The organism is Streptomyces sp. NA04227 (assembly GCF_013364195.1).
Classification (GTDB): domain Bacteria; phylum Actinomycetota; class Actinomycetes; order Streptomycetales; family Streptomycetaceae; genus Streptomyces.
Window position 1 is genome coordinate 842,390 of record NZ_CP054918.1, and the last position, 15,257, is coordinate 857,646.

Consider the following 15,257-nt stretch of genomic DNA (forward strand, 5'->3'; position numbering starts at 1 on the left):
GCGGAGAGTGCGGGCCGGGGGCCTACGCGCCGTCCGCCGGGGCCCCTGTGCCCTCGGCCTCGGGTCCGACCCGGACGACCTCGCCGATGACGATCACGGCGGGCGGCTTCACCTCGGCGGTGCGTACCGTCTCGGCGACCGTGGCCAGGGTGGCGTCGACCCTGCGCTGGGCCGCGGTGGTGCCCTCCTGGATCAGGGCGACCGGGGTGTCCGACGCCCGGCCGTGCGCGATGAGCGCCTCGGCGATCCGGCCGATCTTGTCGACGCCCATGAGGATCACCAGGGTGCCGCGCAGCCGGGCGAGCGCGGCCCAGTCGACCAGGGAGCGCTCGTCGTCGGGGGCCACGTGGCCGCTCACCACGGTGAACTCGTGGGCCACGCCCCGGTGGGTGACCGGGATACCGACGGCGCTGGGTACCGAGATGGAGCTGGAGATGCCCGGCACCACGGTGTACGGGATGCCCTCGGCGGCCAGCGCCTGCGCCTCCTCCATGCCCCGGCCGAAGACGTACGGGTCGCCGCCCTTGAGCCGAACCACCGACTTGCCCTGCTTGGCGTGCTCGATGAGGGCGTTGTTGATGGCCTCCTGCGCCATGTAACGCCCGTAGGGGATCTTCGCCGCGTCGATCACCTCGACGTGCGGCGGGAGTTCGGCCAGCAGATCGCGCGGGCCGAGCCGGTCGGCGACCACCACATCCGCCTCGGCGAGCAGCCGACGGCCGCGGACGGTGATCAGGTCCGGGTCGCCGGGGCCGCCGCCGACCAGGGCGACCGGGCGGACCCGGGTGCCGTCCGGCTCGCGGCCGCCCGCGGCGGGCACGGCCAGGGTGCCGTCGCCCAGCGCCTCGACCAGGGTGTCGCGGATCGCGGCGGTACGGCGCGGGTCGCGGTCGTGCACATCGGTGGTGAGGACGGCGATGGTCACGCCCTCGCTGCGGCCGGTCGCCGGGGTCAGCGCGGTGGCCGCCTCGGCGTCGTCGGAGCGTACGCACCACACGCGCAGCCGCTCGGCCTCGGCCGAGGCACGCGCGTTGGCCTCCGGGTCGCTGGTCGCGATGAGCGCGTACCAGGCGCCGTCGAGATCGCCCTCGCTGTACCGCCTGCGCTCCCAGACCAGCTCACCCGCGTCCGCCATGGCCTCCACCGAAGCTGTCGCCGAGGGCGAGACAAGGACGATGTCCGCGCCCGCCGCGATCAGCGCGGGCAGCCTGCGCTGGGCCACCTGGCCGCCGCCGAGTACGAGGGTGCGCCGACCGGACAGTCTGAGTCCGACGGGGTAGGCGGGGTGTTCGGCCATGGCGGTACGGCTCCTCGTGCGGCGGTGCTTTGCGGGCCGCTGCGGCACTGAAGCGGCGTGTGACGTGCGGTTTCCCGGAGCCTCACCTTACGGCGCGGGCGGCCCGGGGCCCAGTTCGGGCGCCGCCCGAGCGGGGCGCGCCCGCCGGTGCGGCAGGCGCGGACGGCGGTGGTGCGGCCACGCGCGGGCGGGCCGTCCCCAGGCCGCCGCGCGCGTGACCTCTCTACTTCTCGGTGACCCCGGCCGAATCGAACGTGGCCACCTCGTGCATAGCGCGGGCGGCGCTCTGCACCACGGGCAGCGCGAGCAGCGCTCCCGTGCCCTCACCGAGGCGAAGGTCCAGATCGACCAGCGGGCGCAGGCCGAGCTTGTTGAGGGCCGCCACATGGCCGGGCTCGGCACTGCGGTGACCGGCCATGCAGGCCGCCAGCGACTCCGGCGCGATGGCGCGGGCCACCAGGGCGGCGGCACCGGCGCTCACCCCGTCCAGGATCACCGGCGTGCGCAGCGAGGCTCCGCCGAGCAACAGGCCCACCAGGGCGGCGTGTTCGAGGCCGCCGACCGCGGCGAGGACGCCGATGGGGTCGGCCGGGTCCGGCTGGTGGAGTGCGAGCGCGCGGCGTACCACCTCGGTCTTGTGGGCCAGCATCTCGTCGTTGATACCGGTGCCGCGGCCGGTGACCTCGGCCGGGTCGGTGTCGGTGAAGACGGAGATCAGGGCGGCCGAGGCGGTGGTGTTGGCGATGCCCATCTCGCCGGTGAGCAGCGCCTTGTTCCCCGCGGAGACCAGATCGCGGGCGGTCTCGATGCCGACCTCGATGGCCGCGACGACCTCCTCGCGGCTGAGCGCGGGGCCCTCGGTCATGTCGGCGGTGCCCGGGCGGATCTTGCGCGGCAGCAGACCGGGGGTGGCGGGCAGTTCGGAGGCCACGCCCACGTCGATGACGCAGACCTCGGCACCGACTTGCGAGGCGAAGGCGTTGCAGACCGCCCCGCCCGCCAGGAAGTTGTTCACCATCTGCGCGGTGACTTCCTGCGGCCAGGGGGTGACCTTCTGGGCGTGCACCCCGTGGTCACCGGCGAAGATGGCCACCGCGGCGGGCTCCGGGATCGGCGGCGGGCACATCCGCGACAGGCCCGAGAGCTGGGCGGAGATGATCTCCAGCATGCCGAGCGCGCCCGCGGGCTTGGTCATCCGCTTCTGACGCTCCCACGCCTCGCCGAGCGCCTTGGCGTCCAGCGGCCGGATGCCCGCGACGGTCTCCGCCAGCAGGTCGTGCGGCTCCTCGCCGGGCAGCGCGCGGCGGCCGTACGTCTCCTCGTGGACGACCCAGGACAGCGGACGGCGCTTGGACCAGCCGGCCTGCATCAGCTCGGGGTCCTCGGGGAACTCGTCGACGTAGCCGACGCAGAGATAGGCCACCACCTCCAGGTGCTCGGGCAGTCCGAGGGTGCGGACCATCTCGCGCTCGTCGAAGAAGCTGACCCAGCCGACCCCGAGCCCCTCGGCCCGCGCGGCGAGCCAGAGGTTCTCCACCGCCAGGGCGGAGGAGTACGGCGCCATCTGCGGCTGGGTGTGCCTGCCGAGGGTGTGCCGCCCGCCCCGGGTGGGGTCGGCGGTGACCACGATGTTCACCGGGGTGTCGAGGATGGCCTCGATCTTGAGTTCCTTGAACTGCTTGGCCCGCGCCCTGGGCAGTGACTTCGCGTACGCCTCGCGCTGGCGCATGGCCAGTTCGTGCATCGTGCGACGGGTCTCGGCGGAGCGGATGACGACGAAGTCCCAGGGCTGGCTGTGCCCGACGCTCGGCGCGGTGTGCGCGGCCTCCAGGACCCGCAGCAGCACCTCGTGCGGGATGGGGTCGTCACGGAAGCCGTTGCGGATGTCACGCCGCTCGCGGATCACCCGCATCACGGCCTCGCGCTCGGCGTCCCCGTAGGCGGGGGCGGCGGGCGGCCGCTCCGGCCGCTCCTCCTGCTGCGCGGTGCCGTCCGGTGCCGCTGTCGCGGAGCCGTCGGCCGCCTCCGCCGGTACGGGCTGCGCCTGCCCTGCCGCGACCACCGTCTCGCCGTCGCGCGGGGCCGGGACACCTGCGACGGGCTGCTCCCCCGTCGCACCGTGTCCGGCGGCCGGGTCCGCGGCGAGTGGTACGGGCTCGGCCGCCGGTGCGGGGACGTGGCCGTACGCGGCGCCCTGCTCCGGGGCGGGAGTCTCGGGCGCCTGGTGCTGCTCGGGTACGCCGTGCTGATGCGGCGTGGATTCGTGTTGTTCGGGCATCTCGTGCTGCTGGGAGGTGAGTTCGGGCTGGTGGGGCGCGTCCGGGTGCGGGAGTTCCTGCTGGGGGGCCTCCTGCTGGGGGCCTTCCTGCTGTATGGCTTCCTGCTGTACGGCTTCCTGCTCCGGGGACTGCGCGTGTGGTGCGTCTTGGTGCGGTTGTTCGTGGTGCGGCTGGTTCTCGTGCTGCTGAGTCCGGTGCGGCTGGTTCTGCTGCGGCTGTTCGTGAAGCGACTGCTCGTTGAGCGACTGTTCCTGCGAGGCCAACTGGCCCTCTGGAGCGGCGAGTTCAGGATCGGCAGGCCCCGGGATCGGGGCCACCGCGAGACCGTCGGCCCCTCCGGCGGACGCGCCGGGCTCCGGCTGGACGGCCTGCTCGGCCGGGATCGCGTACTCGGACCCGACACCCTCACCCTGCGGAACACCGTCACCCTGCGGACCGGGCACGGCAGCCCCACCGCCCGCCGGGTCCTCGGCGAACTGCACGGCGCCGTGCGCGGCTACGGCGTCCTCGGCACCCCCCGCCGCCTCGACCGACTCGGCCGACTCGACCACGGGGGCCACCTGCGGCCCCTGCGGCTCCTCGTAACCCGCCCGCGACTCGTCGTAGGCGCCCTGCTGCTCGTACGAGGCGTGCTGCTCGTAGGCCGTCTGCTCCTCGAACTGCGCCTGCTCCGGGGCCGGTTCAGCGTGCGGGTCCGATTCCTGCGGCGTGTGGTGGCCCTGCTCGGCGTACGCGGCCTGGTCCCCGTACTCGCCGTGCGGTGCCTGCGGGTGGGCCTCGGCCGGGAACTGCGTCGCGTCCGCCGGGGCCGTGTCCTGGTGGACCTGGGGGATCCGGAGCGCGTGCGGCGGGGTCGGGGCCAGGTGCGGGGTGGTCGGGAGGATGCCGTCGACGGGGACGAAGCGGTCGATCGCCTCGGGGTCGTCGCCCTGCTGTACGGCGAGTTGGTCCTGTGGGTACGTACCGGCGTCGGCGGGACCGGCGAAGGCGGGGTCCTGGTGCATTCCGGGCTGCTCGGGAACCTGCGGCTGGTCGAACGGCACGCCCTGCGCGGCGGATTCGGACGCGGGGCGGTAGACGGAGGGCACGGCACCGGCCTGCGGTGCGCCGTCGAACACCCCGGCCTCCTGCGCTCCCGGGGCACCGGACAGCACGGCACCGGCCGGCACCTCGGCATAGGCCTGCTGCGCCGGGTCGCCGTGTGCGTACTCCTGCGGCGCCTGGGCCGGGTAGGCGTACTGCCCCGAATCCGCGCCCGCGGCGGGCCCGTTGACCGGCTCCTGGCCCTGGTGGTGCCCGTCGTGCTGTCCGCCCTGCTGCTGCGGATACGGTTCCGCCGCCAGGTACGCGGGATCCTGGGCGAAAGCGGTGGAATCCGGGACGACCGTTTCTGCCGGTGCCTCGGTCAGGGGCTGCGCGGTCCAGGGCTCGGCGCCCTGCGGCTGCGCGTCACCGCTGAGCGCGGACTCCGCGCGGATGTCCAGATACTCGGGGCCGGTCGCGGGGCCGGGCACGGTCACCGGGGTCGGATCGGCGGCGGGACCGCGGTCGGCGAGGGAGCGGACCGGTCCGGCCGGGGTGTGCGGGCCGGGGTGCAACGGGCGCCGGGCCGGGGCGGAGTGGGCGACGGCCGCCGTGTGCGCGCTCATGTCCACGTCGGTACTGTCGCGGCCCGAGCGCTCGTGGGCGCCCTGCTGCGCGGGGTACGGCTCCTGCACCGGCGGCTCGCCCTCCATGCCCTCCGTCCAGGCGCTCTGGGCACCGGGCATGAGCAGCAGGTCGTCGTCCTCGGAAGGGGCGGAGGGGGGCAGGTAGGTGTACGCACCCGGAGTGTGGACGCCGGGCTGTTCCACCATGCCTCCGCCCTCCGGCAGTCCCTCGCCCGGGATCCGGCCGGTGTCCGTCATGCGTAACCCCTCGCTCAGTGCTTACTCGGACCGTGCCCGGTCGGGGCCGGGTCGTGCTCCGCCGGTGGCAGCGCACCGACCGCCCACATGAAGAACGAGCGTGCGCGCCCTGCGGCACGTACCGCCCGCCGACAACAGCATTGTCCTGTGCGGACCGCACCCGGGGCACGTGGATCGGCCACGGGTCGCTGTGGACTGCACCACGTGCACTCTCGGCCTCACCGGACCTATACCCCTCAAAAGGGGTCCGCTTTCCGGACATTGAGGCCGTGAATCCCCTGCGTCCGGGCCCGGCAACGGTCGGTCAGCCTACCTGCCGCCACTGTCGGGGACGCTCACGGGGCGCGGTCCGGAAGGAGCCCGCAGAGCAGGAAGGCGACCGCGCGTTCACGCTCGGTCCAGGTCCTGGTGTCCAGTTCGACGGACTGCAGCAGGGCGCACTCGACCTGGTAGCCGTGCTCCGCCAGGTCCCTGCCGATGAGTTCGGCCTCGTCGCGGGTGGCCGCGTGGGTCACGATCCGCTCGGGGCGCCGGTCGGCGACGGCCGAGACCACGGCGGCGCCGCCCCCGCCCACCCGCACCACGTCGGGCTCCGGAAGGTTCTCCAGGATGTGCGGCGCACTGCCCTCGACGACGCTGAGTTCGACGCCTCGGCGGCGTGCGGCGGCCAGGGTGCGGGCGCAGTTGCCGGGGTCCCGGTCGACGGCGATGACCGCCGCACCGAAGCGCGCCGCCTCGGCCGCGAAGGCCCCGGAGCCGCAGCCGATGTCCCAGACCAGGTCGCCCACGCGCGGGCCCAGACGGCCGAGTTGGGCGGTGCGCAGCCGCTCGTTCTCGCCCTCGGCGGGCGCGGGTTCGCCGTACTCGGGGGGCAGCGTCCAGCCGCGCGGGCCTCGTTCGGGGTCGCGGCCCGCGATCCAGCCGGTGTCACCGGTGCCGGGTCCGCCGAGGACGATCACCACGTTGGGATCGCGCCAACTGTGATCGGCCGCCTTGTCGGAGGTGACCACGGTGACCTGTTCGCGTTCGGTGCCCAGTTCCTCACAGATGACGAAGGTGCGGTGGACGCCTTCGAGGAGCAGGCCGAGTTCGGCGGGTCCGGCGCCCGGCGAGGTGAGCACGGCGACCTTGGGGTGGGCCCGGCAGACGTTGACCGCGCGGCGCAGGGTGCGGCCGTGGGCCACCACGATCTGGGCGTCGTCCCAGGGCGTCCCGGCACGGGCGAAGGCGGCGGCCACCGAGGACACGGCGGGCACGACCTCCACTTCCAGGCCGTACTCGGGCGCGCGCAGGGCGCGTACGACGCCGAAGAAGCCGGGGTCGCCGTCGGCGAGGACCACGGCGGTGCCGCGGTGCGCCACGATGCGGCGGGCGGCAAGGCCGAGGCTGCCCAGCCGGATGCGCTCGGCGCCGGGCGGCACCTCGGGCAGCGCGAGGTGGTGTGCGGCACCGGCGATGAGGGTGGCGGCCGACAGGGCGCCGCGTGCCGCCTCGGTCAGCGGCGAACCGTCCCAGCCGATCACCGTGACCCGGTCGGCCATCGTTGTCAGTCTCCTGAAGTTCTCGCAGGTTGTGTGGGGCAGCCGCGAGCGCGGGCACGGCGAGCGTACCTGGTGAGGGGCGGCTGTGTGCACGCGGTGTGAAGAAGGCGGGCCCCAGGACGGCCGAAGAGTGCCGCTCTCTCCTCAACCGTGTGGTAAAAGACGGACGGTGCGGGTGCCGAGGCCCGGGTTCAGCTCCAGTCGGAGAAGGCGGTGAACCCGCCGGAGTCGGCGAGCTGGTCGGCGACGCCCTCCAGGTCCTCCGGGAGCAGACTCCAGACGATCAGATCGGTACGGAATTCCTGCCAGCCGCCCTCGGTGTCCTTGCCGCGCGCTATCCACGCACCGCGCAGCACGCCCTCGCTGATGCAGCCGATCTTCTGGGCCACCTGCTGGGCGGCGGTGTTGTCGGCGGCCGTGCGCAGCTCGATGCGCTCGAACTTCTGGTCCTGGAACAGCCATTGGGCCACGGCGAGCAGCGCCTCGCAGGCATAGCCCTCGCCGCGCGCCCAGGGCGCGATGATGTACGCGGCCTCGGCGGAACGCACCCGCCAGTCCGCGGCGCGCAGCTGTACGACCCCCACCAGGCGCTGGGTGAGGAACTCGGTCACGGCGAGCACGATCCCGCGGCCCTCGGTGCGCTCGGCCGGTGCGCCCTCGGTGAGCCAGGCGCGGGCCTCGGCCTCGGTGTACGGGTGGGACACCGAGGTCCAGGAGATGACCAGTTCGTCGTTCATCATCTCCGCGAAGGCCGGGGCGTCGGCCTCCTCCAGAGCACGCAGCACCAGCCTCTCCGTACTGATGGAGATGTCGGGGAAGGTGGTCGTCATGCGGCACTCCGTAACCTTCAGGCGAGCTGAAGGGCCCAGCATGCAGCATCGCGGGCGTCAACCGCACCACGGGGGTCGCCTGTTGGCGCCCCCGGGCGCGCAGCGGCCCCGCCGCGCCGGGGTGGACGGACGGGGCCCCTGCCGGACATGTCAGACGACGGACAGAACCGAACCGGCGTACTTGTCCTCGATGAACTTCTTCACCTCGGGCGAGGTCAGCAGCTTCGCGAGCTTCTTGACGCGCGGGTCGTTCTCGTTGCCCTTCTTCACGGCCAGGAAGTTGCCGTTGGGGTTGTTCTTCACGGACTCCAGGACGAGGGCGTCCTCGGCGGGCTTGAGGTCCGCCTCGATCGCGTAGTTGCCGTTGATCACGGCGCCGTCGACGTCCTTGAGGGACCGGGCGACCTGCGGGGCCTCCAGCTCCTTGAACGTGAAGCCGTGCGGGTTCTTGGTGATGTCCTTCGGGGTGGCCCCCTGACCGGCGCCGGGCTTGAGCTCGATCAGCTTGTTGGCGGCGAGCAGGTTCAGGGCACGGGCCTCGTTGACCGCGTCGCTCGGTATCGCGATGGTGCCGCCCTTGGGCAGGTCGGCCGCCTTCTCTGCCTTGTCGGAGTAAAGGCCGAGGGGCTCCAGGTGGACCGTGACGACGGGCACGATGTGCGTGCCCTCCTTCTTGTTGAAGTCGTCGAGGAAAGCCTGGGTCTGGAAGTAGTTGGCGCCGACCGAGCCGTCCTCGGTGGCCCGGTTCGGCGTGTTGTACTCGGTGAACTCCCGGACGTCGAGCTCGAGTCCGGCCTTGTCGGCGAGCTCGTCCTTCACGAAGTTCAGGATCTCGGCGTGCGGGACGGGGGTGGCGGCGACCACGAGCGGGGAGTTCGGGTCCGAGTTCGCCTTGTCGTCCCCGCCGCAGGCCGTAAGGCCCAGGGCGAGCGCGCCGGTGACAAGTGCCGCGGTGGTGATCCGAAGGGTGTTACGCACGAAAAGTGCCTCTTTCTTCAGGGGTGCTCCCCGCTTGGGGTGGGCGGGGACGCGGGAGGTGGGTGTGGGGGGAGTCAGGGGGTCTTCGCGGGCTCGGGGGCCTGCGCGGGCTCAGGGCTCTGCGCGGCGGCGGCCTGTGCGGGCCCGGCGGTGCGCGGCCGCAGGAACCTCAGCCGCGGGGCGGGGCCCGAGCCCCGGCCGCGGCTGTGCAGGCCGCGGGCCGCGAAGTCGCCGAGGAACTGGATGACGGAGATGACGACCGCGAGGATCGCCACGGTGATCCACATCAGGTCGGTCTCGAAGCGCTGGTAGCCGTAGCGGACGGCGATGTCGCCGAGGCCGCCCGCGCCGACGGTCCCGGCCATGGCCGAGTAGCCGATCAGGGCGACGATCGTGGTGGTGGCGCTGGAGACCAGCGAGGGCAGCGCTTCGGGTACGAGCACCTTGCGGACGACGGTCCAGGTGTTGCCGCCCATCGACTGCACCGCTTCGACGAGTCCGCCGTCCACTTCGCGTACGGCGGTCTCCACGAGCCGGGCGAAGAACGGGATGGCGCCGATGGCGAGCGGCACGATCGCGGCCTCCCGGCCGATGGTGGTGCCGACCGTCCAGCGGGTGAAGTCCATCAGGGCGACCATCAGGATGATGAACGGCATCGACCGGGCGACGTTGACGACCTGCCCGATGACCTTGTTGAGCAGCGGGTTGCCGAGCAGTCCGCCGCGGTCGGTCAGGACGAGCAGTACGCCGAGCGGAAGTCCGCCGACGACGGCGATCAGGGTGGACCAGCCGACCATGTAGAGGGTGTCCCAGCTCGCCTGCTCGAGCAGCGGCTGCATCTCGGACCAGGTCACTTCGCGTCCTCCTTGGCGAGCGCCGGAGCGGGGGCGGGGGCGGGCACCGCGGCGGGGGCCGGGTGCTCGGCCTGCTCCACCTGAAGTCCCTGCTCGCGCAGGAAGCCGATCGGCACCACGTTGTCCTCGTAGCGCCCGGGCAGTTCGATGCGCATCCGGCCGACCTGGCGGCCGCCGACCGTGTCCATGGCGGCGCCCAGGATCGAGATGTCGATGTTGTACGTACGGGCGAGCTGCGAGATGACCGGCTGGGTCGCGGTGTCGCCGTGGAAGGTGACATCGATGACGGTGCGGTCGGGCGACTGGGCGGTGCCGCTCAGCGGGAAGAGCGCGCTCGCCAGTTCCGAGCCCGGGGTGGCGAGCAGTTCGTCGACGGTGCCGGACTCCACGATGCGCCCGTCTCGCATGAGGGCCGCGGAGTCGCAGATGTTCTTGACCACGTCCATCTCGTGCGTGATGAGCAGCACGGTCAGTCCCAGTTCGCGGTTCAGCTCGCGCAGCAGGCCGAGAATGGAGCGGGTGGTCTCCGGGTCGAGCGCGCTGGTGGCCTCGTCGGACAGGAGCACCTTCGGCTCCGCGGCCAGTGCCCTGGCGATGCCGACGCGCTGCTTCTGGCCGCCGGAGAGCTGGGCCGGATAGGCCCGGGCCTTGTCGGCGAGGCCGACCAGGTCGAGCAGCTCCCGCGACCTGCGGGCGCGCTCGCGGCCGGAGAGGCCGAGGATCTCCAGGGGCAGTTCGACGTTGTCCTGCACGGTGCGCGAGGACAGCAGGTTGAAGTGCTGGAAGACCATGCCGATACGGCTGCGGGCCGCCCGCAGTTCGCGGCCCGCGCGCGGCCCGCGTCCGGCCAGCGCGGTCAGGTCCTGCCCGGCCACGGTGACCGTGCCGGAGGTGGGCCGCTCAAGCAGGTTGACGCACCGGATGAGCGAGGACTTCCCGGCTCCGCTCTGCCCGATGACGCCGTACACCTCGCCCTCGCGGACGTGCAGGTTCACGTCGTCGAGGGCGGTGATGTCGCGACCGCGCGGGCCGGAGGCCCGGTAGATCTTCGTCAGGCCCGAAGTGGTGATCACAGGGTTTCCGTCACTGTCGAGTGCACGGCGCGTTGCGGCCGGGCACGGGGCATCGGTTTCGGCGCACGGCACAGCTCACCGCGGGGCGCGGTCAGGGGTGTGTGCGTGGGGCCTCGTCCGAAGGCCGCGGCAGGCGGGCTTCAGTACGGGCGGGGGCTCGGCGGGCTCGCTTCGGGGCGCGAGTCCAGGCGTTGGTCAGGGGCCCTCAGCGGGCACACATTCGACACAGACAGCGAGCACCGGACGTCATGTGCGTCTCGGTCGCAGGAATGCGGTAGCTCGTTGCGGTCATGCCGAAAGTAAAGCAGACGCAAGGGGCTCCCCCAGGGGTCCTGTCCGCATTCCGGACGCGAGTGACCAGTCAGTGGGCAGGCCGCCCGCAACGGCTCCGCCGCAGCTCAGAAGGGCCCCGTACGCTGCGGTTTTGTCGGAGCGCCGGGTGCGGGATGTGGGAAAGGCCACGGTTCCGGCCAGGTTCGGGGGCCGGGGCCGAAGGCGTCCGTACCCCGTAATAAAGTCGCCACATGCTTGTAGTCCTGACGATCGTGACCAGTGTGGCGGCGCTCGCGCTCGCGGCCTGGTGCGGTTTCGCGGCCTACCGGGACCAGTCGACCAAGGACTGGCACTTCATCGGTATGGCGGTCGTGACCCTGCTCGCCCTGGTCCAGCTGATCGTCGGCATCGTCCAGCTCGCCCGCGGCGAGAAGGCGGAGCAGGGCACCGCGCTGTTCGTCTCCTACCTGCTCGGCACCTTCTTCTGTGTCCCGGCGGCGGGCTACATGTCCCTCATGGAACGCACCCGCTGGGGTTCGGCGACGGCCGCCGGGGGCGGCGTTCTGCTCGCCGTCCTGGAACTTCGGCTCTACGACATCTGGGGAGGCTGAGTTGACGGCGGCTCAGGACGGACCGGACGAGGCCACCAAGCCTCGCAACCGCCTCATCAGCGGCCCCGGCACCCTGCTCCTGTGGGTGTACGGGGTGATGGTCGTCGGCGCGGTCTCGCGCTCGGCGGTGCAGATCTCCACCGACTTCGACCGCGCCCCGCTCGCCTACGCGCTGTCGGCGGTCGCCGGGCTCGTGTACGGCTTCATCACGTACTCGCTGGTGCGCGGCGGCGAGGCGGCCCGCAAGGCGGCGCTCGCCTGTTGTGCGGCGGAGCTGGCCGGGGTCCTCGTGGTGGGCACCTGGACCATGGCCGACCCGGACGCCTTCCCGGACGCCACCGTGTGGTCGGACTTCGGGATGGGCTACCTGTTCATCCCGGTGATCCTGCCGCTGACGGCGATGTGGTGGCTGCGCCGCCCGCGCGAGACCGGCTGACCGGCACACGCGGGCGGGGGCACTCGCATCCGCGCGGGCCCGGCCACCCGACCCCGCTCAGGCGCTTTGCACGTACGTCCCCGCCTGGGCGTCTTCGGCGCTCTTGACGAGGGTCACCAGCATCGCCCGGCCCTGGCCGGGAACAGTGGCGAGCCGGGTGTAGCCGTGCTTGCGGTACAGACGCAGATTGCCCTCGCTGCGGTGCCCGGTGAAGAGCTGGAAGCGGTCGGCCCCGCCGTCCTCGCACAGCGCGCGTTCCATCGCGGCGAGCAGCCGTCCACCGAGCCCGTGCCGCTGCATCCGGGGATGGACGATCAGTTTGCCGATGTGGCCGGTGCCCTCGGCGTCGACGGTGCCGCGCACGGAGGCGACGACCTCGTCGCCGAGCCGGGCCACCAGCACGGTGGCGGTGCGCAGTTCGGCCGTCAGGGAGTCGAGTGTCTGGGTGAGCGGTTCGATCGAGTAGTCCCCGTAGAGCGCGGCCTCGCTCTGGTAGCACAGGTACTGGAGCTTGAGGATCTGCTCCGCCTCCCGCTCCCCGGCCGCCGTGACGGTCACGCTCATGCCCATGCGCCCCAGCCTTCCGCTCACCCGTTCATCATGTCGTCTCCCACTCCTTACCCCCCGGCTGGGGAGCGGGAATCTCCGCAGCGAGCATTCTGCGCAGACATCCCAGGCATCGGGAACGATCGGGCCCCGGACTTCCCTGTGAGATACCCAACTCCCCTGCGATTGCCTGGTAGGTGCGCTCAGCGGGTCGAGACACTGCCGCCTGTGCCCGCAAACGGCTGCGGCCCCGGCAGAGGTTGCCGGGGCCGCGGCCGTTCAGCTCAACGGGGCGGCGTTCACCGCCCGTTGACGAAGTCCTCGCGGGCGAGGACACCGGTGTCGGGCTGGTCGGTGAAGATGCCGTCGATGCCGGTCTCGAAGTAGACGCGGAACGCGCCGAAGGCGTCGCCGTAGGCGTCCGCGTCGGTGCCCTTGCGGAACTCGGCGGGCAGGAACGGGTTTTCGTTGCGCATCGTGTACGGGTGCAGGATCAGGCCCGCCGCGTGCGCGTCGCGTACCAGTGTGGTCGGCTCGGTGAGCTTGCCCGCGGCGTCCCTGGGGATGATCAGGTCCAGCGTCGGGCCGATGCCCTGCGCGTAGGAGGCCATCCACTTCAGGCCCTCGGGCTTGACCAGGTCGGCGACGGTGCGCGGGTCGCCGGACTCGATGAAGTCCCAGGGGCGGCTGTTCGCGCTGGAGAGCAGGACCACGCGCGGGGTGCGCACCAGGCGGGCCAGGCGCTGGATGCTGCTCGGCTCGAAGGACTGCAGGAACTGCGGGGCGTCCTTGGTGTGACGGCCGTACCGGCGCAGCAGCTTGACCAGGGTCTCCTCCAGCGGCAGACCGAGCCCCCGGAAGTAGGAGGGGTGCTTGGTCTCGGTGTGCAGCCACACCGGCCGGCCGCGCCGCTCGCCTTCCTTCTCGGCCCACTTGAGGACCTCTTCGAAGGTGGGGATCTCCCAACGGCCGTTGTAGAGGGTGTTGTGCGGGCGGTTGACGGCGATGCGCTCGGTGGCGCGCAGCGTCTTCAGCTCGGCCAGCGTGAAGTCCTCGGTGAACCAGCCGGTGAACTGCTGGCCGTCGACGGTCTTGGTGGTCTTGCGACCGGCGAACTCGGGGTGCGCGGCGACATCGGTGGTGCCGGTGATGTCGTTCTCGTGACGGCACACCAGGTGCCCGTCCTTGGTGGGCACCAGGTCCTGCTCGACGACATCGGCGCCGAGGTCGAGGGCGAGCTGGTACGAGCCGAGGGTGTGCTCGGGGCGGTAGCCGCTCGCACCGCGGTGGCCGATGACGGTGGGCACCGGCAGCCGGTGGCGGCCGCTCGTGCCGCGCGCCGCCGGAGCGGCGCCGGCCTCGGCAGTGCCCGCCCCGCCGAGCACGGCACCGCCCGCACCGAGCACCGCCGCGCCGAGCAGCGCCCTGCGTCCCGTGGTGCCCCGCTGCCGTTCCTGGCCGGATCCCTGCGTCGCCATCGGCGTCTCCCCTCGTTCGGTGCCCGTCGCCGGGCCTCGACCTGTCAAATCGAGACAGATCGTAGGTGGACCCGGGTGAAGGGCGGGAGGCTCGCGGCGGAACTCGAAGGTGCTGTCCGGTGTCCTCGGGGCGGCGGTCCAACGCCCGGCAGGCACCCGGGAGTTGGCCAGGTCCGGGCGTTCGCGCTGGTGAGGGTGCCCGTATCCGGCCCCGGCGGTGGCACCCGAACAGGCGCGGCCGGGCGTGCGGGCGCGAGCGCCCGGTGTGCGTCCGGACCCCGCCGACGAGTAATGTCCTCACCTGCACGGACTTCACCGTCGTTCCTTTGCTCCGGAGGGTCAGTTGTCCCGTTTCGCGCTCATCAAGGCGGTCTTCGGACCGGTCATGCGCCTGATGTTCCGCACGCGGGTGGAGGGCGCGGAGCACATTCCCGGTGACGGTCCGGTGATTCTGGCGGGCAATCACCTCACCTTCATCGACTCGATCGTGCTGCCGCTGGTCTGCGAGCGTCAGGTCTTCTTCATCGGCAAGGACGAGTACGTCACCGGCAAGGGCCTCAAGGGCCGCGTGATGGCCTGGTTCTTCACCGGCGTCGGCATGATCCCGGTGGACCGGGACAGCGCCAACGGCGGTGTCGCGGCGCTGATGACCGGCCGCCGCGTCCTGGAGGAGGGCCGGATCTTCGGCATCTACCCCGAGGGCACCCGCTCCCCCGACGGCCGCCTGTACCGCGGCCGTACCGGCATCGCCCGGCTGACCCTGATGACCGGTGCCCCGGTGGTCCCGTTCGCCATGATCGGCACCGACAAGCTCCAGCCCGGCGGCGCGGGCCTGCCCCGCCCCGGCAAGGTCACCGTCCGCTTCGGCGAGCCGATGGAGTTCTCCCGCTACGAGGGCATGGACCGCGACCGCTACGTCCTGCGCGCGGTGACCGACTCGGTGATGGCCGAGGTCATGCGGCTGTCCGGCCAGGAGTACGTGGACATGTACGCCACCAAGGCGAAGGCCGCCTGAGACACGGCGGCTGCCGGGGACACGACGGCAACGCGAAGGGGCGGGCACCGGGTGCCCGCCCCTTCGCGTTGCCCCCGCGTCCGCCCGCGCGCCCGGCGCGGCACTCCTCGTCGGCTGGCACCCGGCGGGCGGCAGGGGG

Annotated in this window: 12 protein-coding genes and 1 pseudogene; 3 read left to right on the forward strand and 10 right to left on the reverse strand. The window is 72.4% G+C overall.

Annotated features, from left to right (window positions below):
• Positions 1-22: 22 nt before the first annotated feature.
• The 7 genes from cobA to HUT18_RS03350 form a co-directional block, all read right to left on the reverse strand.
• Positions 23-1,297, reverse strand: a complete 1,275-nt coding sequence (cobA, locus tag HUT18_RS03320) for a uroporphyrinogen-III C-methyltransferase (RefSeq protein ID WP_176097651.1) — start codon at positions 1,295-1,297, stop codon at positions 23-25.
• A gap of 223 nt (positions 1,298-1,520) precedes the next feature.
• Complete coding sequence (cobT, locus tag HUT18_RS03325) at positions 1,521-5,483, reverse strand: nicotinate-nucleotide--dimethylbenzimidazole phosphoribosyltransferase (RefSeq protein ID WP_176097653.1); 3,963 nt, start codon at positions 5,481-5,483, stop codon at positions 1,521-1,523.
• A gap of 335 nt (positions 5,484-5,818) precedes the next feature.
• Positions 5,819-7,024, reverse strand: coding sequence for a precorrin-6y C5,15-methyltransferase (decarboxylating) subunit CbiE (gene cbiE, locus HUT18_RS03330; protein ID WP_176097655.1), 1,206 nt, complete (start codon positions 7,022-7,024; stop codon positions 5,819-5,821).
• A 191-nt stretch (positions 7,025-7,215) separates the two neighbouring features.
• Positions 7,216-7,854 (reverse strand): GNAT family N-acetyltransferase, encoded by a 639-nt coding sequence (locus tag HUT18_RS03335; protein ID WP_176097657.1) that lies wholly within the window; start codon positions 7,852-7,854, stop codon positions 7,216-7,218.
• A 150-nt stretch (positions 7,855-8,004) separates the two neighbouring features.
• On the reverse strand, positions 8,005-8,832 hold the full coding sequence (locus HUT18_RS03340) for a MetQ/NlpA family ABC transporter substrate-binding protein (RefSeq protein WP_176097659.1): 828 nt from the start codon (positions 8,830-8,832) through the stop codon (positions 8,005-8,007).
• A 74-nt stretch (positions 8,833-8,906) separates the two neighbouring features.
• Positions 8,907-9,686 (reverse strand): methionine ABC transporter permease, encoded by a 780-nt coding sequence (locus tag HUT18_RS03345; protein WP_176097661.1) that lies wholly within the window; start codon positions 9,684-9,686, stop codon positions 8,907-8,909.
• The gene (locus HUT18_RS03350) at positions 9,683-10,759 is read right to left on the reverse strand and encodes a methionine ABC transporter ATP-binding protein (protein ID WP_176097663.1); all 1,077 of its coding nucleotides are present in this window, start codon (positions 10,757-10,759) and stop codon (positions 9,683-9,685) included. The genes HUT18_RS03345 and HUT18_RS03350 overlap by 4 nt, the downstream gene beginning before the upstream one ends.
• A 524-nt stretch (positions 10,760-11,283) precedes the next feature.
• Here HUT18_RS03350 and HUT18_RS03355 point away from each other — a divergent pair.
• Both HUT18_RS03355 and HUT18_RS03360 read left to right on the forward strand, forming a co-directional pair.
• Positions 11,284-11,643 carry a hypothetical protein gene (locus HUT18_RS03355; RefSeq protein WP_176097665.1) on the forward strand — a complete coding sequence of 120 codons (360 nt, stop codon included), beginning with the start codon at positions 11,284-11,286 and terminating at the stop codon, positions 11,641-11,643.
• Position 11,644: 1 nt separating this feature from the next.
• On the forward strand, positions 11,645-12,079 hold the full coding sequence (locus HUT18_RS03360; protein WP_176097666.1) for a hypothetical protein: 435 nt from the start codon (positions 11,645-11,647) through the stop codon (positions 12,077-12,079).
• Between the two features lie 57 nt (positions 12,080-12,136).
• On the opposite strand, the gene HUT18_RS03365 is transcribed toward HUT18_RS03360, so the two are convergent.
• From HUT18_RS03365 to HUT18_RS03370, 3 genes and pseudogenes are all read right to left on the reverse strand, one after another.
• Positions 12,137-12,649, reverse strand: a complete 513-nt coding sequence (locus HUT18_RS03365) for a GNAT family N-acetyltransferase (protein ID WP_176104262.1) — start codon at positions 12,647-12,649, stop codon at positions 12,137-12,139.
• 28 nt (positions 12,650-12,677) lie between these two features.
• Positions 12,678-12,848: pseudogene (locus HUT18_RS33475) on the reverse strand (sigma-70 family RNA polymerase sigma factor); the annotation flags it as partial.
• Positions 12,849-12,924: 76 nt separating this feature from the next.
• Complete coding sequence (locus tag HUT18_RS03370; RefSeq protein ID WP_176097668.1) at positions 12,925-14,103, reverse strand: glycerophosphodiester phosphodiesterase; 1,179 nt, start codon at positions 14,101-14,103, stop codon at positions 12,925-12,927.
• Between the two features lie 385 nt (positions 14,104-14,488).
• Here HUT18_RS03370 and HUT18_RS03375 point away from each other — a divergent pair, with 385 nt between their 5' ends.
• Positions 14,489-15,118 (forward strand): 1-acyl-sn-glycerol-3-phosphate acyltransferase, encoded by a 630-nt coding sequence (locus tag HUT18_RS03375; RefSeq protein ID WP_254878927.1) that lies wholly within the window; start codon positions 14,489-14,491, stop codon positions 15,116-15,118.
• Positions 15,119-15,257: the final 139 nt, after the last annotated feature.